Genomic DNA, 19,411 nt, shown 5'->3' with positions numbered 1-19,411 from the left:
TGCCAGTCAGGCGCAGTGTGTTACCAACGTAGCGTGACGCATAATCCGCCGCCGGGATGCGGAGCAAAGTGCAGTGTCATGCCATGCAGCTGTGCAATATTGCGCACTATCGATAACCCCAGCCCACTGCCGCTTTTTTCCTGCCCCGGCGGACGCCAGAAACGTTCCCCCAGGCGTTGCAGTTCATCTGCCGATAAACCGTTGCCGTTATCTTCCACCTTTAACGTATTCTGGCTAAGGGTAAGGTCAACGCGGCTGCCTGATGGTGTATAGCGGATAGCATTATCCAGCAGATTTCTGATCAGCATAGACAGCAGTAGCGCATGTCCCGAAATAACCGGATCGGCGGTAGCGTTAAGGCATAACTTAATGTCAGCCTTATCTGCCAGCGGTAACTGTGAAGCCAGCGTGTCCTGTGCCACCTTTTTTAGCATAACGGGCTGGAACGCCTTGCGGACATCATCGGCTTCAATGCGCGACAGCGTAAGCAACTGATCAACCAGGCGGGTGGCCCGGACGATACCGGCATCCAACTGCTGCAGCGCGTGGGTGCGCATCGCCTCGTCATCGGCGGCCAACTGAATGACTTCGCTTTGCACCTGCAGCGCGGCCAGCGGGCTGCGTAATTCGTGAGCCGCATCGGATGTGAAGCGGCGTTCCCGCTGCATCATGGTATGAATGCGGCTGAACAGGCCGTTAAGTGCATCAATCAACGGGCGGACTTCTTTAGGAACGCGCTGGGCCTGCAAGGGCGCGTCATCATCAGGCGCGCGCGCGGCAAGCTGCTGGCTCAGTTTTTTTAGTGGACGAAGTTCGTACCAGACCAGACCCGTCAACATCAGCAGCATAAAAGGCAAGGAAATCAGCCAGGGCACCATGCCGGCATTGACCAGATCTTTTGCCATATCGTCACGGTATTCCCACTCCTGGCCGACGACGACACGGTAACGTTGATCGGGCGTGGTCAGCCAGACAAAACGCCAGAGATCGTCATCACCGTTAAGCTGGCCATTCTGGAAACCTTGATGATCCGCATTAAAGGGCAGATCTTTGCCATTATCGCCATCGTTGAGGATCTGTTTCCCCGCGCGGTCGAATACCGCGAAGGCCAGCGCGTCATCGTCCTGTTCGCCACGGTTATGGTGTAACAGCGCTTTCGTTTTTGGCAGCGACGTGCCGTTGAGCGAGGTAAAGTCCAGGGTCAGCAGGCGCTTAGCGAGCAACATTTGTTGCGTATCAAACAGCTCATTAATGGTGTCACGCGTTTTATACCAGGCGCTGAGCGTCGCTGTTCCCCAGCAAATGCCCAGGATCAGCACCAGGCCAATGCCAAGACGCAGGAACAAACTCATCGATCGCATTCGCTGTCTCCCAGCGTATAACCCACGCCGTGGATAGTGCGGATAAAGCGATTACCGAGCTTCTTACGCAGATGATGAATATGCACTTCCACCGCGTTACTCGACACTTCGGTATCCCAGGTATACAACTTTTCTTCAAGCTGGCTACGTGTCAGTACCCGACCCGGATTACGCATAAACAGCTCAAGCAGCGCCAGCTCACGGCTTTTTAACGCAATGTTTTCGCCGTTTCTTTCTACGCTGAGATTGCCGGGAATCAATACCACATCCCCGTGGCGCAGTTCGGGCTGAAGTTGCCCGTGGCGGCGGCGAATCAATGCCTGTAACCGTGCGGCAACTTCTGTAAGGGCAAAGGGTTTGCACAGATAATCGTCAGCCCCCATCTGTAATCCTTCAACGCGTTGATCCAGGGCATCGCGGGCAGTGAGGATAAGGACCGGCACATCGTGCCCCTGCTGACGCCACTGGCGCAATATGTCCAGCCCGTCACGCTCCGGAAGGGACAAATCAAGTACGACCGCATCCCACGGTGCCGCCGTTAATGCCTGAAAACCCGCCTCACCTGAGACAAACCAGTCGACGCTGAACCCCAGCTTACTGAGCCCTGCTTTAATGCCATCTCCAATCAGGCGATCGTCTTCAATGAGTAAAATTCGCATTCTCTCTCCCTTTTGATAAGCGATTTATACGAAGCTGGGTGACCGTTGTACAGCGAGTTTGGCTAAAAACTGAGGTTATTTTCGCCTTAAGATCCTGTTAAGAACTCTATGTTTTACTACAGCCACTGACATAACAGCTTCATGGACAAGAGGTGACAAAATGAAAAAGTATGCTGCACTATTAGCCGTGACTATGCTGGCTTCTGCGCCGGTATTTGCCGCTCAACAGGGCGGATTCGTTGACCCGAATGCGTCAGCACCGGCAGCACATCATCAGCAAGGCGGTTTTAAAGCCGGTCAAAGCAGCGTTGTGACGGTGAAACAGGCTGAAGAAATGAAAGATGACAGCTGGATTACCGTTCGTGGCCAGCTTGAAAAGCAGATTGGCGACGAAGATTACCTGTTCCGTGACGAGACCGGCACGATGAAGGTAGAAATTGACCACAAGCGCTGGAACGGCCTGACCGTTTCGCCAAAAGATCGCGTCGAACTGACGGGTGAACTGGATAAAGATTTCAACAGCATTGAGCTGGATGTTAAACAGGTCAAGAAGCTGCCATAACGCCCCCCAAATGGACCGCCCCGGCGGTCCATTTTCCGCTCTGGCTATGCGCCTAACTCAAATTCTTTTCTGCAACAGCGAAACGTTTCGATAACGATCACAAATTTTTGATCCTGTGGTTGAATTGTAACCTGTTTTTTATACACTCCAGAAAGCGAAACGTTTCGCTATGGAGTGTAAAAATGAAAAAAGGTCGCTTGTTAAACGCTGAACTCTCTCACGTTATCGCCCGCCTGGGCCACACGGACACGTTAACGATCGCCGATGCGGGCTTGCCGATTCCGGCAGGACCACAACGTATCGATCTGGCGCTGACGCCGGGTACGCCGGGATTTATGCAGGTGGTAGAAGCCGTTACGCTTGAGATGCAGGTGGAAAGCGCCTTTATTGCGGAAGAGATTAAGCGGCACAATCCGCAGCTCCACAGCGAACTGATCGCCGTGCTCGACGCATTGCAACAGCACCAGGGAAACACCATCACTACCCGCTACATCAGTCATGAACAGTTCAAACAACAAACACAACGTAGCCAGGCGGTCATTCGCAGCGGAGAGTGTTCTCCGTTTGCGAATGTCATCCTGAGCGCAGGTGTGACCTTCTGAGGCCATTATGCAACCCTTACTGCAGCTTAAAGGCATCGAAAAATCATTTCCCGGCGTTAAAGCGCTGAATGGTGCGTCATTGTCAGTCTGGCCGGGACGCGTAATGGCGTTGGTAGGTGAAAACGGCGCCGGCAAATCCACCATGATGAAGGTGCTCACCGGTATTTACAGCCGTGACGCCGGTTCGCTGTTATGGCTTGGTGAAGAAACCACGTTTAGCGGACCTAAAGCATCGCAGGAAGCGGGCATTGGTATTATCCATCAGGAACTTAACCTGATCCCTCAGTTAACCGTCGCGGAAAACATTTTCCTGGGGCGTGAATTCGTCAATGGTTTTGGCTGTATTAACTGGAAGCGGATGTATGCCGAGGCCGACGCGCTACTGAAACGTCTGAATCTGCGTTTTAACAGCCATAAGCTGGTGGGCGATTTATCCATCGGCGATCAACAAATGGTCGAGATTGCCAAGGTCCTGAGTTTTGAGTCGAAAGTCATCATTATGGATGAGCCGACTGACGCGCTCACGGATACCGAAACCCTGTCGTTGTTCCGGGTCATCAATGAGCTGAAAGCGCAAGGCTGCGGTATCGTTTATATCTCCCATCGCATGAAAGAGATTTTCGAGATTTGCGATGACGTCACGGTGTTTCGCGATGGCCAGTTTATTGCTGAACGTGCCGTCAGCGATCTGAGTGAAGAGAGCCTCATTGAGATGATGGTGGGCCGTAAACTGGAAGATCAGTATCCCCATGTTGACGATGCTCCGGGCGAAGTGCGTCTTAAAGTGGAAAACCTTAGCGGGCCTGGCGTCGATAACGTCTCGTTTACCCTGCGTAAAGGTGAAATTCTGGGCGTGTCTGGCCTGATGGGCGCCGGACGTACCGAACTGATGAAAATTCTTTACGGTGCTGCGCCCCGCAGCGCCGGGCAGATCTGGCTGAGTGGACGTGAAGTGGTGACTCGCTCACCACAGGATGGCCTTGCCAATGGCATCGTGTATATCTCGGAAGACCGTAAGCGCGATGGCCTGGTGCTGGGCATGTCAGTAAAAGAGAACATGTCTCTGACCGCACTGCGCTACTTCAGCCATATGGGCGGCAGACTCAGGCACGCTGAAGAACAACTCGCCGTCAGCGACTTTATCCGCTTATTTAACGTTAAAACGCCGTCAATGGAGCAGCCGATTGGCCTGCTGTCAGGCGGTAATCAGCAAAAAGTCGCGATTGCCCGCGGGCTCATGACGCGCCCCAACGTATTGATTCTTGATGAACCGACGCGCGGTGTCGACGTGGGGGCAAAGAAAGAGATTTATCAGCTTATTAACCAGTTCAAGGCCGAAGGGCTGAGCATTATTTTAGTGTCGTCAGAAATGCCAGAAGTTCTGGGCATGAGTGATCGCATTGTCGTGATGCATGAAGGCCGTTTAAGCGGCGAATTTACCCGTGAAGACGCTACTCAGGAAAGCCTGATGGCGGCAGCCGTCGGTAAGCAACACAGTGAGGATTTAGTTGTATGACCACCCAAACCGTTCCGTCTAACCGTCGCTGGTTCAGCAAAGCCTGGTTGCTTGAGCAAAAGTCGCTGATTGCGTTGATTGTGTTGATTGCCGTGGTCGCGAGCCAGAGCCCAAATTTCTTTACGGTGGCAAACCTGTTCAACATCCTGCAGCAGACATCGGTCAACGCCATCATGGCGGTGGGCATGACGCTGGTTATTCTGACATCCGGTATCGATCTGTCTGTGGGATCGCTGCTGGCGCTTACGGGCGCGGTGGCGGCCTCGCTGGTGGGGATGGAGGTAAATGCCTTTGTTGCCGTAGCGGCTTCGCTGGCGTTGGGGGCTGCTATTGGTGCGGTCACCGGCACCATTGTGGCGCGCGGTAAGGTGCAGGCTTTTATCGCCACGCTGGTGATGATGTTGTTACTGCGCGGTGTCACCATGGTGTACACCAACGGCAGCCCTGTGAATACCGGCTTTAATGACAATGCCGACCTGTTTGGCTGGTTTGGTATCGGTCGTCCGTTGGGCATTCCTACACCGGTATGGCTGATGGCGGTGGTGTTCGTGGCAGCCTGGTACATGCTGCACCACACGCGGTTGGGCCGCTATATCTATGCGCTGGGTGGTAATGAAGCCGCAACACGTCTTTCCGGCATTAATGTTAACCGGGTAAAAGTGATTGTTTACTCACTGTCCGGCATGCTGGCGGCGCTGGCGGGTTCTATCGAAGTCGCCCGTCTTTCTTCCGCCCAGCCGACGGCCGGAACAGGTTATGAACTGGATGCCATTGCCGCCGTTGTTCTGGGTGGTACCAGCCTGGCGGGCGGAAAGGGCCGGATTGTTGGCACCTTAATTGGCGCATTAATCCTCGGCTTTTTGAACAATGGTTTAAATCTGATGGGTGTATCTTCGTACTACCAGATGATCGTAAAAGCGGTAGTCATTCTGCTGGCGGTGCTGGTGGACAATAAAAGCAGCAAATAACTCAGACCTTTATACAGGATAAAATGATGAAAAAGTTAACTGCATTAGCTGTGATCCTTGGTGCAACGCTCAGCGCCAGCGCAATGGCTAAAGATACCATTGCCTTAGTTATCTCTACGCTGAACAACCCGTTTTTCGTTTCACTGAAAGAGGGTGCACAGAAAGAAGCAGATAAACTGGGCTACAACCTGGTCGTGCTGGATTCACAGAACAACCCGGCAAAAGAACTGGCCAACGTTCAGGACTTAACCGTGCGCGGGACGAAAGTGCTGCTGATTAACCCTACCGATTCTGATGCTGTCGGCAACGCAATCAAAATGGCTAACCAGGCGAAGATCCCGGTGATCACCCTGGACCGTGTCGCTGCACAGGGCACCGTGGTCAGTCACGTGGCATCTGATAACCGCTTTGGCGGTAAAATGGCGGGTGACTACATCGCACGTAAACTGGGTGATAACGCGAAAATTATCGAATTAGAAGGCATCGCGGGTACCTCGGCTGCACGTGAACGTGGCGAAGGTTTTAAACAGGCCGCTGATGCACATAAATTCCAGATTCTGGCCAGCCAGCCGGCTGACTTTGATCGTACTAAAGGTTTGAACGTTATGCAGAACCTGCTGCAGGCGCATCCGGATGTGCAGGCTGTGTTTGCTCAGAACGATGAAATGGCGCTGGGTGCACTGCGTGCGCTGCAAACGGCGGGCAAAACCGATGTAATGGTTGTGGGTTTTGATGGCACGCCAGATGGTGTGAAAGCGGTTGAAGGCGGAAAACTGGCCGCGACCGTGGCTCAGATGCCAGAGAAAATTGGCATGATCGGCGTTCAGACTGCTGATAAAGTGCTGAAAGGTGAAAAAGTGCAGGCGATCAATCCGGTCGACCTGAAACTGGTTACCAAATAAATCGAAGAAAAGCAGGGCACTGCGTCACCCGTCGGTGGCGCACTTATTTCGGACTCTCCCAATGAGCAAAAACGCAAAACTTGCCGTTCTCGGTAGCATCAATGCTGACCATATCCTTAATCTGGCTCACTTTCCCCGCCCCGGCGAAACGGTGATCGGGCAGAAATATCAGATTGCGTTTGGCGGTAAAGGCGCAAATCAGGCTGTCGCCGCGGGCCGTGCGGGGGCCGATATTGCCTTTATAGCCTGTGTCGGTGCCGATGACATTGGTGAACGCATCTGCCAGCAGTTAGCGCAGGACAATATTGATACCCATCCAGTAGAAGCGGTCGAAGGTGAATCTACCGGTGTCGCGATGATTTTCGTCAACGGCGAAGGTGAGAATAATATTGGCATCTATTCCGGTGCTAACGCGGCGTTAACGCCGCAGTATGTCGAACGTCACCAGCAGGTGATTGCGCAGGCCGATGCCTTGCTGATGCAGCTTGAGTCGCCACTGGACAGTGTTTTAGCTGCGGCGACCTTAGCCAGACAGCATCAGACCCGCGTAATTTTAAATCCCGCCCCGGCGACAAAACTGTCCGATAGTTTGTTAGCGCTTATCGACATCATTACGCCGAATGAAACTGAAGCAGAAATTCTCACCGGCATCGCGGTTAATAATGATGACGATGCCGCACGTGCCGCCGCCGCATTGCATGACAAAGGTATTGCGACCGTCTTGATCACTCTTGGCCGCCGCGGCGTCTGGTTGAGTGAAAATGGTAAAGGGCAGCGCATTGCGGGTTTTGACGTTAACGCGGTCGACACCATTGCGGCTGGCGATACGTTTAACGGGGCATTTATCACAGCTCGTCTTGAAGGTAAGGCCATGCATGATGCCGTTCGCTTTGCCCACGCCGCAGCGGCAATTGCGGTAACCCGTTCTGGCGCCCAGCCTTCTGTACCCTGGCGTGCGGAGATCGACGACTTTTTACAGCAGCAGGGTTAAGCGCTTGGCTACGATGAAAGATGTTGCCAGACTGGCGGGAGTGTCAACTTCAACGGTTTCACACGTTATCAATAAGAACCGTTTTGTCAGTGATGGCGTGCGTGAAAAAATCGAACAGGCGATCCGCGATCTCAATTATGCGCCGTCGGCATTAGCACGTAGCCTTAAGCTTAACCAAACCAATACCATTGGTATGTTACTGACCGCCAGTAGTAACCCTTTTTATGCTGAAGTCGTGCGCGGCGTAGAAGACAGTTGCTATGAGCGTGGATACAGCCTGATTCTGTGTAATACCGCAGGCGATGAAGCACGCATGAACCGCAGTCTGGAAACGCTGCTGCAAAAACGCGTGGATGGTTTACTTATCATGTGCACTGAAAGCCATCTACCCTCGGCTGAAATCCTTAATCGTTATCCTTCTATCCCAATGGTGATGATGGACTGGGCACCTTTTGAAGGCCGGGGCGATATTATTCAGGACAATGCGCTTCTGGGCGGTGAACTGGCAACACAGCATCTTATTGATAGTGGCTATTCACGTATCGCCTGTATTTCAGGGCCGCTTGATAAAACGCCGGCGCGTATGCGACTGGAAGGGTATTACCAGGCGATGCAGAAAAACGGTCTGGATGTTCCGCCCGAATATGTTGTGAGTGGCGACTTTGAGTTTTCAGGCGGCTACAACGCAATGTTTGAATTGCTGGCGCTGGACAGGCCCCCACATGCCGTTTTTACCAGCAATGACGCGATGGCGGTCGGGGTTTATCACGCGTTGCATCAGGCCGGATTGCAGATTCCACGAGATATGGCGGTAATGGGATATGACGACATTGAACTGGCGCGCTATATGTCACCCCCGCTCAGTACCATCCATCAACCCAAAGACGAGCTGGGCGAACTGGCGATAGATACGCTGATTCATCGTCTGAGCAATCCCGACGTCAGTCAGCAAACGCTGGTGCTGACGCCGGAGTTAGTACCGCGAGGCTCGGTTTAAGCTTTCTTCTTTTTGTCCCGATTGCTAATCAGGTTACGTCCGTCACCGTTGCGCAGCATCATAAATGTCAGCGCCGACAGCACGGTAACAATGCCCATCGTCAGGAAGGTAGAATGGAACTGTTCTACCGTCGTGCCATCAAATTCCTGATAAAAACGCAGTACGGCAGCACTGACCGCGACGCCAAAACTAATAGCCAGTTGTTGCGTTACGGCTAAGACGCTATTTCCACCGCTGGCGTTGTCGTCATCTAAATCGGCCAGAGTAATCGTGTTCATCGCTGTAAACTGGGTGGACATCGCCATGCCCAGCAGAAAGAGCGGTATCAACAATAACGCGATGCTTTCAGAAGGCGACTGCAGGGAGAAGCTGGCGATCATAAACCCGATGATTACCGTAATGCTCACCAGCAAGCGGCGATAACCAAACCAGCGCAGCAGCTGCGTCACGCTCTGTTTCGCGAGAATAGAGCCAACGGCCGTTGGTGCCATCATGCATCCTGCCAGAATCGCTGAATAACCGAATCCCACCTGAAGCATCAGCGGCATTAAAAATGGAACACAGCCTGTACCCAGTCGTGAAGCGATATTGCCAATGATACCTACCGAGAAGGTGCGGGTCTTAAACATGGGCAGATTGATCAGGGGAGAAGGATGGCGCCGGGCATGTACTATATAGAGAAGCAATAACACAATACCGCCGCACAGTACCGCTGCCGCAATCCAGGGCGAGACAATGCGCTCACCAAATAGCTCGATACCTGTAGAGAGCATCACCAATCCAATTCCGAACAGTAGAAAGCCCAGAAAGTCGAAGCGGCGTTTTGGCGTGGTGAAGTCAGGCATATATTTTCGCGCATAGAATATGCCAAGTATGCCAATAGGGATGTTAATCAGGAATATCCAGTGCCAGGTGGCATACGTCACCATAACACCGCCCAGCAGAGGCCCAAGGATTGGCCCCACTAAACCTGGCATCGTCACAAAGTTAAGGATGGGCAGGAGTTCACTGCGCGGATAAGCACGCAGGAGTGCCAGGCGGGCCACCGGCATCATCATTGCGCCACCGACTCCCTGAATGATGCGTGAAGTGACCAGAACCGATAAAGAGGGCGATAAGGCGCAGGCTAACGACCCCAGCGTAAAGAGAGAGACGGCAATCATGAAGATTTTGCGTGTGCCATAACGATCTGCAAGCCAACCGCTAACCGGGATAAGCATGGCAACAGTTAAGGTATAGCTGATCACGGCGGACTGCATGGCAAGGGGGGAACGCTCAAGGCTGGTGGCGATCGCGGGCAGAGCGGTATTCAATATGGTGGCATCCAGTGATTGCATAAAGAATGCCATAGCGGCAATCCATGGCAGACCGGCCATACTGCGCGCGGATGTGATCATTGAGCGTCCTTCGTAATGTTTTCAGCAAAGATAATGAAGAAGAATAGCATTGGCAGAAATGCACAATACGCCTCTTTTCATGACTGTGTGGTGATTTCCGTGCGTTCTTTAGGCAGGAAGTGTTGGTTTTTAGCACGTTCGTTTAAAAATAAACCGCTCAGTCATTTTTTTGTAATTAATGCTTGTCACTCAGAGAGAATTCCCTATAATGCGCCTCCACTGACACGGCACAACGGCTTACGGAATGCGGTGTTGAGAGGTTCAGGAAACTGAGCCGCCGGAGAAAAACTTCTGAAAAAGAGGTTGACTCTGAAGGAGGAAAGCGTAATATACGCCACCTCGCGACAGACGGTTAACCCGCTGTTCGCACTGCTCTTTAACAATTTATCAGACAATCTGTGTGGGCACTCGCAGGATTGATATCAGCGTCTCCGGACGTAAAAAATATCAAGTCTCACGAGTGAACACATAATGAAATTCATTATGACGTTTTACAGATGAGCACCGCTGAACTGGTTTCAGCAAATCAAACTTAAATTGAAGAGTTTGATCATGGCTCAGATTGAACGCTGGCGGCAGGCCTAACACATGCAAGTCGGACGGTAGCACAGAGAGCTTGCTCTCGGGTGACGAGTGGCGGACGGGTGAGTAATGTCTGGGGATCTGCCCGATAGAGGGGGATAACCACTGGAAACGGTGGCTAATACCGCATAACGTCGCAAGACCAAAGAGGGGGACCTTCGGGCCTCTCACTATCGGATGAACCCAGATGGGATTAGCTAGTAGGCGGGGTAACGGCCCACCTAGGCGACGATCCCTAGCTGGTCTGAGAGGATGACCAGCCACACTGGAACTGAGACACGGTCCAGACTCCTACGGGAGGCAGCAGTGGGGAATATTGCACAATGGGCGCAAGCCTGATGCAGCCATGCCGCGTGTATGAAGAAGGCCTTCGGGTTGTAAAGTACTTTCAGCGGGGAGGAAGGCATTGTGGTTAATAACCGCAGTGATTGACGTTACCCGCAGAAGAAGCACCGGCTAACTCCGTGCCAGCAGCCGCGGTAATACGGAGGGTGCAAGCGTTAATCGGAATTACTGGGCGTAAAGCGCACGCAGGCGGTCTGTTAAGTCAGATGTGAAATCCCCGGGCTTAACCTGGGAACTGCATTTGAAACTGGCAGGCTTGAGTCTCGTAGAGGGGGGTAGAATTCCAGGTGTAGCGGTGAAATGCGTAGAGATCTGGAGGAATACCGGTGGCGAAGGCGGCCCCCTGGACGAAGACTGACGCTCAGGTGCGAAAGCGTGGGGAGCAAACAGGATTAGATACCCTGGTAGTCCACGCCGTAAACGATGTCGACTTGGAGGTTGTTCCCTTGAGGAGTGGCTTCCGGAGCTAACGCGTTAAGTCGACCGCCTGGGGAGTACGGCCGCAAGGTTAAAACTCAAATGAATTGACGGGGGCCCGCACAAGCGGTGGAGCATGTGGTTTAATTCGATGCAACGCGAAGAACCTTACCTACTCTTGACATCCACGGAATTCGGCAGAGATGCCTTAGTGCCTTCGGGAACCGTGAGACAGGTGCTGCATGGCTGTCGTCAGCTCGTGTTGTGAAATGTTGGGTTAAGTCCCGCAACGAGCGCAACCCTTATCCTTTGTTGCCAGCGATTCGGTCGGGAACTCAAAGGAGACTGCCGGTGATAAACCGGAGGAAGGTGGGGATGACGTCAAGTCATCATGGCCCTTACGAGTAGGGCTACACACGTGCTACAATGGCGCATACAAAGAGAAGCGACCTCGCGAGAGCAAGCGGACCTCACAAAGTGCGTCGTAGTCCGGATCGGAGTCTGCAACTCGACTCCGTGAAGTCGGAATCGCTAGTAATCGTGGATCAGAATGCCACGGTGAATACGTTCCCGGGCCTTGTACACACCGCCCGTCACACCATGGGAGTGGGTTGCAAAAGAAGTAGGTAGCTTAACCTCCGGGAGGGCGCTTACCACTTTGTGATTCATGACTGGGGTGAAGTCGTAACAAGGTAACCGTAGGGGAACCTGCGGTTGGATCACCTCCTTACCTGAAGATACCTTCCCGCGAAGTGCTCACACAGATTGTCTGATAGAAAGATAAAGAAGCAAGACGGCTGCGAAGTCGAGACACGTCCGTGTCCCCTTCGTCTAGCGGTTAGGACTCCGCCCTTTCACGGCGGCAACAGGGGTTCGAATCCCCTAGGGGACGCCACTTGCTTGGTGACAGGTGAAAGGTGTTGCCCACATATCTTAAAGATGACTTACGAGTCGTGTTTAAGATTTTGCTCTTTAACAATCCGGAACAAGCTGAAAATTTGAAACGACGCATTGTCGTGTTCCTCCGTAATAAGGAACACAGCACAACGCGTTCGAGTCTCTCAAAAGCTTACAGCTTACAAGCTAACTGTTATGCAGTAGCGCGCGAGCAGTGAAGAAAGCAAGGCGCGTCGGCGCACAGCCAGCGGAGCGTACTGAAGTACGTGAGCATGGCGAGCACCGCGCAACGACGCATTCTTTACGCGCAGCCGTTACGGTATTACAGATAAACGCCTGTGGGTTGTGAGGTTAAGCGACTAAGCGTACACGGTGGATGCCCTGGCAGTCAGAGGCGATGAAGGGCGTGCTAATCTGCGATAAGCGCCGGTAAGGTGATATGAACCGCAATAACCGGCGATACCCGAATGGGGAAACCCAGTGTGACTCGTCACACTATCATGCAGTGAATACATAGCTGCATGAGGCGAACCGGGGGAACTGAAACATCTAAGTACCCCGAGGAAAAGAAATCAACCGAGATTCCCCCAGTAGCGGCGAGCGAACGGGGAGGAGCCCAGAACCATCATCAGCTTGTGCATCAGTGGAAGCGTCTGGAAAGTCGCAGGGTACAGGGTGATACTCCCGTACACAAAGGTGCACAGGCTGTGAGTTCGATGAGTAAGGCGGGACACGTGGTATCCTGTCTGAATATGGGGGGACCATCCTCCAAGGCTAAATACTCCTGACTGACCGATAGTGAACCAGTACCGTGAGGGAAAGGCGAAAAGAACCCCGGCGAGGGGAGTGAAACAGAACCTGAAACCGTGTACGTACAAGCAGTGGGAGCCTTCTTTATGGGGGTGACTGCGTACCTTTTGTATAATGGGTCAGCGACTTATATTCTGTAGCAAGGTTAACCGTATAGGGGAGCCGCAGGGAAACCGAGTCTTAACTGGGCGTTAAGTTGCAGGGTATAGACCCGAAACCCGGTGATCTAGCCATGGGCAGGTTGAAGGTTGGGTAACACTAACTGGAGGACCGAACCGACTAATGTTGAAAAATTAGCGGATGACCTGTGGCTGGGGGTGAAAGGCCAATCAAACCGGGAGATAGCTGGTTCTCCCCGAAAGCTATTTAGGTAGCGCCTCGTGAACTCATCTCCGGGGGTAGAGCACTGTTTCGGCTAGGGGGCCATCCCGGCTTACCAACCCGATGCAAACTGCGAATACCGGAGAATGTTATCACGGGAGACACACGGCGGGTGCTAACGTCCGTCGTGAAGAGGGAAACAACCCAGACCGCCAGCTAAGGTCCCAAAGTCATGGTTAAGTGGGAAACGATGTGGGAAGGCACAGACAGCCAGGATGTTGGCTTAGAAGCAGCCATCATTTAAAGAAAGCGTAATAGCTCACTGGTCGAGTCGGCCTGCGCGGAAGATGTAACGGGGCTAAACCATGCACCGAAGCTGCGGCAGCGACACTATGTGTTGTTGGGTAGGGGAGCGTTCTGTAAGCCGTTGAAGGTGTGCTGTGAGGCATGCTGGAGGTATCAGAAGTGCGAATGCTGACATAAGTAACGATAAACAAGGTGAAAAACCTTGTCGCCGGAAGACCAAGGGTTCCTGTTCAACGTTAATCGGAGCAGGGTGAGTCGACCCCTAAGGCGAGGCCGAAAGGCGTAGTCGATGGGAAACAGGTTAATATTCCTGTACTTGGTGTTACTGCGAAGGGGGGACGGAGAAGGCTATATCAGCCGGGCGACGGTTGTCCCGGTTTAAGCGTGTAGGTGTGTGTTCCAGGCAAATCCGGTTCACTTTACACTGAGGCGTGACGACGAGGCACTACGGTGCTGAAGTGATAAATGCCCTGCTTCCAGGAAAAGCCTCTAAGCATCAGGTAACACAAAATCGTACCCCAAACCGACACAGGTGGTCAGGTAGAGAATACCAAGGCGCTTGAGAGAACTCGGGTGAAGGAACTAGGCAAAATGGTGCCGTAACTTCGGGAGAAGGCACGCTGGCGCGTAGGTGAAGGGACCTGCTCCCCGAGCCGAAGCCAGTCGAAGATACCAGCTGGCTGCAACTGTTTATTAAAAACACAGCACTGTGCAAACACGAAAGTGGACGTATACGGTGTGACGCCTGCCCGGTGCCGGAAGGTTAATTGATGGGGTTAAGCGCAAGCTGAAGCTCTTGATCGAAGCCCCGGTAAACGGCGGCCGTAACTATAACGGTCCTAAGGTAGCGAAATTCCTTGTCGGGTAAGTTCCGACCTGCACGAATGGCGTAATGATGGCCAGGCTGTCTCCACCCGAGACTCAGTGAAATTGAAATCGCTGTGAAGATGCAGTGTACCCGCGGCAAGACGGAAAGACCCCGTGAACCTTTACTACAGCTTGACACTGAACACTGAGCCTTGATGTGTAGGATAGGTGGGAGGCTTTGAAGCGTGGACGCCAGTCTGCGTGGAGCCAACCTTGAAATACCACCCTTTAATGTTTGATGTTCTAACGTAGGCCCGTGATCCGGGCTGCGGACAGTGTCTGGTGGGTAGTTTGACTGGGGCGGTCTCCTCCTAAAGAGTAACGGAGGAGCACGAAGGTTGGCTAATCCTGGTCGGACATCAGGAGGTTAGTGCAATGGCATAAGCCAGCTTGACTGCGAGAGTGACGGCTCGAGCAGGTGCGAAAGCAGGTCATAGTGATCCGGTGGTTCTGAATGGAAGGGCCATCGCTCAACGGATAAAAGGTACTCCGGGGATAACAGGCTGATACCGCCCAAGAGTTCATATCGACGGCGGTGTTTGGCACCTCGATGTCGGCTCATCACATCCTGGGGCTGAAGTAGGTCCCAAGGGTACGGCTGTTCGCCGTTTAAAGTGGTACGCGAGCTGGGTTTAGAACGTCGTGAGACAGTTCGGTCCCTATCTGCCGTGGGCGCTGGAGAATTGAGGGGGGTTGCTCCTAGTACGAGAGGACCGGAGTGAACGCACCGCTGGTGTCCGGGTTGTCACGCCAGTGGCACTGCCCGGTAGCTAAGTGCGGAAAAGATAAGTGCTGAAAGCATCTAAGCACGAAACTTGCCCCGAGATGAGTTCTCCCTGACCCTTTAAGGGTCCTGAAGGGACGTTGAAGACGACGACGTTGATAGGCCGGGTGTGTAAGCGCAGCGATGCGTTGAGCTTACCGGTACTAATGACCCGTGAGGCTTAACCTTACAACGCCAGAGGCGTTTTGGTTGAGAGACGATTAAATTTTCAGCATTGTTTACCGGAAAAGAATTTGCGGAAACGACAGATTTTGCGGCATGAGAAGGCGCAGAGCGATGACGTCAGCGGGAGCATACTGAAGTATGTGACCGTTGCGGCAGAGCGAATGCAACGCGTTCATGGCGTAAAAGAGTCGTTTCGTGCACAAAGAATTTGCCTGGCGGCTGTAGCGCGGTGGTCCCACCTGACCCCATGCCGAACTCAGAAGTGAAACGCCGTAGCGCCGATGGTAGTGTGGGGTCTCCCCATGCGAGAGTAGGGAACTGCCAGGCATCAAACAAGTGAAGAAGCCCTGAACGAAAGTTCAGGGCTTTTTTACGTCCGTAACCTGCGGAAAGCGGGGCGTCAGGCCGGTTATGCTGCGCGGCCGGGACTGCGCGAGCGCCGTCCGCGTCATTAAAACCGCCGGGCCGGGATGAAACGGCGCGTGAGAAAGCCGGATGGCGTGTCCGTCATAACGGAATTTACGTCACTTTCTCCGTCCGAAGATGAAAAAGCCCTGCAGAGAACGCCGCTGATCTGGGTAAAACTTGCTCACAGACGCTCTCACTCCCTACCTCTCTGTCCTTAATGCTTCTTTTTACCCAGCCATGTCATGATAAACGCGGCCACTGCTTCTGGCTGGTTGATATTCATGGCAGGCACGTCCAGCTTTAGTGTCATGTCGTCAGTGGCGACAGCCACGACGTTCTCATCCAGTAGTGCTGCAAGCTCACCTTTCACGCCCGATCGCCAAAGCACAATCTTTGGTATTGGTTCACCTTTAAACCCTTCTACCAACACCACATCCAGTTGTCTGCTGTCCATTTGCCGTGCTAACGCCATTAAACTCACAGGCTGCTCAGGCGTTTCACACATCAGCGCCCAACGACGGTCGCTGGCGACAATAACCTGATCGGCTCCGGCCTGGCGCAGTCGATAACTGTCTTTGCCTGGCGTATCTACGTCCATGTCATGGTGGGTATGCTTAATCAATCCTGCACGTATCTCCTGCGCCCTTAACAAGGGTATAACCTGCTCAAGAAGTGTGGTTTTACCGGTCCCACTCCAGGCGACAATGGCCAACAACGGAACACACATTATGATTTCTCCTGCTCCACAAAGTCGTCAGGCGTATTGATGTTGCTAAAAGCCGACTCCGGGTCGCTAAACGACACCGAATGCCCACCATGCTCACGCATAAATTGCATCAGTCGACGCTCACCGCGCATCAACCAGGCTTCAAGATCGTCGGCGATCGCCTTATTCATTAACGCCAGGGTGGGATGATCTCGCTGTGACGATTTGACCCACACGACAAGAGCGTTGTTACGCTGCTGCCATAAACGTGCGACAAGATCGCCAGGGATATTGGGTGTATCACAGGCACAAAATACCACCCATTCTGTGGGACTGCTCCGCAAACCACTCAGCATACCTGCCAGCGGTCCAGGGTAGTCTTTAATCGAATCTGTTACGACCTGACAACCACTTAGCTGATAACGATCAATGTTACGGTTAGCACTTATTAACACAATGTCTACCTGTGGCCTCAACCGCTGCAAAACGTGCTGATAAAGTGGTTCACCCCGCATGATGAGTAACCCTTTATCCTGCCCACCCATACGGCTACCTTGTCCGCCAGCAAGGATTACACCGGTGAATGCTGTCATTTTTGTCTCCTTGCTTCATTCTGGATATAACGCACCCTGCATTAAGGAATCGTCATGAAAACGCATCGGCTGACTGAATTGCTTGAACTCCTGCTACCGGCGTGGGAAAAAGAACCCGATCTTAACCTGTTGGCATTTTTACAAAAACTGGCACAAGAGTCCGGTTTCATTGGCCCATTAAGTGAATTAAGCGATGACGTATTGATTTATCATCTAAAAATGCGTGATTCAGCCAGCGACGATCAGATTCCAGGCCTGAAAAAAGATTATGAAGTTGATTTTAAAACAGCCCTGCTACGAGCACGTGGTGTCATCAAAAATGACGAGTAGTGTTATCCTTGGCGATTAACCGTAAAGATAAGCACAGGGATAACCATGAGTGATGCCGCCTTTAACTTCCAGACGCTCAATCCTGATGTCCTGTTGGATGCGCTTTGGGAAACGGGTATTCGGGTGGATTCTGGTTTAACCGCCCTGAACAGCTATGAAAATCGTGTTTATCAGTTTAGCGACGATGAAAAACGTCGCTACGTTGCCAAGTTTTATCGCCCTCAGCGCTGGAGTGCAGAACAGATCACCGAAGAGCATCGGTTTTCCCAGGATTTGCTGGACGATGAGGTGCCGATTGCCGCGCCGTTAGTTTTGCAGGGCGATACGCTGCAACGTCATGCTGGCTTTTACTATGCAGTCTTTCCCAGCCTGGGTGGACGGCAGTATGAAACTGACAACGAAGATCAGATGGAATGGGTAGGCCGTTTCCTGGGACGTATTCATCAAACTGGCCGCAAAAGCCTGTTTCAGCAACGTCCATCGATAGGGCTTGAAGAATATCTGGATCAGCCGCGGGAGGAACTGGCAAAAACCAGGCTCGTGCCAGCCTCACTTCGCAATGCACTGCTCGAAGCCGTCGATAAACTCGGCGTGACGTTGCGCAAAAGCTGGCACAGTGACTGGCAGCCACTACGATTACATGGTGATTGCCATCCGGGTAATATTCTGTGGCGTGATGGTCCGCTGTTTGTCGATCTTGATGATGCCCGCAATGGTCCGGCCATTCAGGACTTGTGGATGTTAATCAGTGGCGATAGACAGGAACAGCGTATTCAGTGGGATATTTTACTGGACGCCTACAGTGAATTCAGCGACTTCGATATTAATGAATTGTCACTGATTGAGCCTTTACGTGCCATGCGCATGATTTATTATCTGGCCTGGGTGGTTCGCCGTTGGCAGGATCCTGCTTTTCCGCGCGCCTTCCCCTGGATGACGGATGAGGATTTCTGGCGCAGGCAAATTTTGCAGTTTATCGAGCAGGAAAAGGTGTTACGGGAACCGCCGTTGCAGCTGGCCCCGCAATTTTAATGAAAAGTCAGGAGAGTTTTCCCCAATGAAGAAAATATTTTTTGCACTGATTGGTTTGGTGCTGGCGTTTAGCGCATCTGCTGCACAGTTTTCTGAAGGTAAACAGTACGTTAGCCTGCCTAAGCCTATAGCAGGTGAGCCGCAGGTCATGGAGTTTTTCTCTTTTTTCTGTCCGCACTGCTACCAGTTCGAGCAAATCTACCATGTCAGTGATGCAGTGAAAAAAAATCTGCCAGCTGATACCAAGATGGTTAAATACCATGTCGATTTCCTTGGTGGCGACTTAGGTCCGGTTGTTACGCATGCGTGGGCAGTGGCTATGGCGCTGGGCGTAGAAGATAAAGTCACGTCACCTATTTTTGATGGCATCCAGAAAACCCAGACGATTACTGACGCAGCCAGCCTGAAAGAGGTATTCATTAAAGCAGCGGGCATCTCCTCTGAGCAATACGATGCGGCCTGGAACAGCTTTGCGGTAAAAGCGTTGGTGGCCCAGCAGCAAAAAGCGGCCTCTGATGTTGATCTGCGCGGTGTGCCAGCGATCTTTATTAACGGTAAATACATGGTTAATAACGGTGGTCTGGATACCAGCTCGATGGCGAACTTTGTGGCGGATTATGCCAACGTGGTTAAGTTCCTGGTTGAGAAAAAATAAGCGTTTTACGCTGAATACCCTGCATAACGCCAGCATACGCTGGCGTTTTCATTTGTAATCACTACGCACATCGCTGGCAGGTTGAGGAAGCACAGTTTTTCTATCCACACAAGCAAACATGCCATTAAAAATCACGATCGCATCACGGATTTAAATTAACTCATTGTTTTTATGTGATTAAATTTAGCCTCAATCTTTTTTATACTATAAATAAACTATTGATATAATTTTTACGCAC

Annotated in this window: 15 protein-coding genes, 1 tRNA gene and 3 rRNA genes; 14 read left to right on the top strand and 5 right to left on the bottom strand. The window is 52.3% G+C overall.

The genetic code is table 11. From position 1 onward, the window contains the following. Window positions 1-20: 20 nt before the first annotated feature. Together qseC and qseB are read right to left on the bottom strand one after the other, a co-directional pair. Entirely contained in the window at window positions 21-1,361 is a 1,341-nt protein-coding gene (gene qseC, locus A6A26_RS05140; RefSeq protein ID WP_082875155.1) for a quorum sensing histidine kinase QseC, read from the bottom strand. Beyond that, a complete protein-coding gene (qseB, locus tag A6A26_RS05135) occupies window positions 1,349-2,020 on the bottom strand; it encodes a quorum sensing response regulator transcription factor QseB (RefSeq protein ID WP_063877760.1) in 672 nt (223 codons plus the stop codon). Before qseB ends, qseC begins: the two co-directional genes overlap by 13 nt. 160 nt (window positions 2,021-2,180) lie before the next feature. Here qseB and A6A26_RS05130 point away from each other — a divergent pair, with 160 nt between their 5' ends. The 7 genes from A6A26_RS05130 (at window position 2,181) to rbsR (ending at window position 8,558) form a co-directional block, all read left to right on the top strand. Further along, window positions 2,181-2,582: a YgiW/YdeI family stress tolerance OB fold protein gene (locus A6A26_RS05130; RefSeq protein ID WP_063877759.1), complete on the top strand. Its 402-nt coding sequence runs from the start codon at window positions 2,181-2,183 to the stop codon at window positions 2,580-2,582. Window positions 2,583-2,764: 182 nt separating this feature from the next. After that, window positions 2,765-3,184 (top strand): D-ribose pyranase, encoded by a 420-nt coding sequence (gene rbsD, locus A6A26_RS05125; protein ID WP_063877758.1) that lies wholly within the window; start codon window positions 2,765-2,767, stop codon window positions 3,182-3,184. Between the two features lie 7 nt (window positions 3,185-3,191). Next, a complete protein-coding gene (rbsA, locus tag A6A26_RS05120; RefSeq protein ID WP_063877757.1) occupies window positions 3,192-4,700 on the top strand; it encodes a ribose ABC transporter ATP-binding protein RbsA in 1,509 nt (502 codons plus the stop codon). After that, complete coding sequence (gene rbsC / locus A6A26_RS05115) at window positions 4,697-5,668, top strand: ribose ABC transporter permease (protein WP_063877756.1); 972 nt, start codon at window positions 4,697-4,699, stop codon at window positions 5,666-5,668. Before rbsA ends, rbsC begins: the two co-directional genes overlap by 4 nt. 26 nt (window positions 5,669-5,694) lie before the next feature. Next, window positions 5,695-6,570: a ribose ABC transporter substrate-binding protein RbsB gene (rbsB, locus tag A6A26_RS05110; RefSeq protein WP_063877755.1), complete on the top strand. Its 876-nt coding sequence runs from the start codon at window positions 5,695-5,697 to the stop codon at window positions 6,568-6,570. Between the two features lie 61 nt (window positions 6,571-6,631). Further along, on the top strand, window positions 6,632-7,561 hold the full coding sequence (rbsK, locus tag A6A26_RS05105; RefSeq protein ID WP_063877754.1) for a ribokinase: 930 nt from the start codon (window positions 6,632-6,634) through the stop codon (window positions 7,559-7,561). A 13-nt stretch (window positions 7,562-7,574) separates the two neighbouring features. After that, a complete protein-coding gene (rbsR, locus tag A6A26_RS05100; protein WP_063877753.1) occupies window positions 7,575-8,558 on the top strand; it encodes a ribose operon transcriptional repressor RbsR in 984 nt (327 codons plus the stop codon). On the opposite strand, the gene mdtD is transcribed toward rbsR, so the two are convergent. After that, window positions 8,555-9,955 carry a multidrug transporter subunit MdtD gene (gene mdtD, locus A6A26_RS05095; protein ID WP_063877752.1) on the bottom strand — a complete coding sequence of 467 codons (1,401 nt, stop codon included), beginning with the start codon at window positions 9,953-9,955 and terminating at the stop codon, window positions 8,555-8,557. The two genes, rbsR and mdtD, sit on opposite strands and share 4 nt — an antisense overlap. Before the next feature lie 534 nt (window positions 9,956-10,489). Between mdtD and A6A26_RS05090 the strand changes: the two genes are divergently transcribed. The 4 genes from A6A26_RS05090 to rrf all read left to right on the top strand — a co-directional run bounded on the left by A6A26_RS05090 (window position 10,490) and on the right by rrf (window position 15,776). Next, window positions 10,490-12,029 (top strand): 16S ribosomal RNA (locus A6A26_RS05090). A gap of 90 nt (window positions 12,030-12,119) precedes the next feature. After that, window positions 12,120-12,194 (top strand) — tRNA-Glu (locus tag A6A26_RS05085). A 351-nt stretch (window positions 12,195-12,545) separates the two neighbouring features. After that, a 23S ribosomal RNA gene (locus A6A26_RS05080) occupies window positions 12,546-15,452 on the top strand. A gap of 208 nt (window positions 15,453-15,660) precedes the next feature. Beyond that, window positions 15,661-15,776 (top strand): 5S ribosomal RNA (rrf, locus tag A6A26_RS05075). Together the 16S, 23S and 5S rRNA genes with 1 tRNA gene alongside form the textbook arrangement of a ribosomal RNA operon. A 295-nt stretch (window positions 15,777-16,071) precedes the next feature. Here the strand turns inward: rrf and mobB are convergent. Both mobB and mobA read right to left on the bottom strand, forming a co-directional pair. Further along, window positions 16,072-16,584: a molybdopterin-guanine dinucleotide biosynthesis protein MobB gene (gene mobB, locus A6A26_RS05070; protein ID WP_063877751.1), complete on the bottom strand. Its 513-nt coding sequence runs from the start codon at window positions 16,582-16,584 to the stop codon at window positions 16,072-16,074. Continuing rightward, entirely contained in the window at window positions 16,584-17,156 is a 573-nt protein-coding gene (gene mobA, locus A6A26_RS05065; RefSeq protein ID WP_063877750.1) for a molybdenum cofactor guanylyltransferase MobA, read from the bottom strand. Before mobA ends, mobB begins: the two co-directional genes overlap by 1 nt. Window positions 17,157-17,210: 54 nt before the next feature. On the opposite strand from mobA, the gene A6A26_RS05060 reads away from it, so the two are divergent. From A6A26_RS05060 to dsbA, 3 genes are read left to right on the top strand one after another with little or no spacing between them, the layout of a single operon-like run. Further along, entirely contained in the window at window positions 17,211-17,486 is a 276-nt protein-coding gene (locus A6A26_RS05060; RefSeq protein WP_063877749.1) for a YihD family protein, read from the top strand. Window positions 17,487-17,531: 45 nt separating this feature from the next. After that, entirely contained in the window at window positions 17,532-18,518 is a 987-nt protein-coding gene (locus A6A26_RS05055) for a serine/threonine protein kinase (RefSeq protein ID WP_063877748.1), read from the top strand. Between the two features lie 25 nt (window positions 18,519-18,543). Beyond that, entirely contained in the window at window positions 18,544-19,173 is a 630-nt protein-coding gene (dsbA, locus tag A6A26_RS05050) for a thiol:disulfide interchange protein DsbA (RefSeq protein ID WP_063877747.1), read from the top strand. Window positions 19,174-19,411 lie beyond the last annotated feature (238 nt).

Source organism: Pantoea sp. OXWO6B1 (assembly GCF_001641135.1).
Classification (GTDB): Bacteria; Pseudomonadota; Gammaproteobacteria; order Enterobacterales; family Enterobacteriaceae; genus Pantoea; species Pantoea allii.
This window is presented reverse-complemented; position numbering and strand designations above follow the sequence as displayed.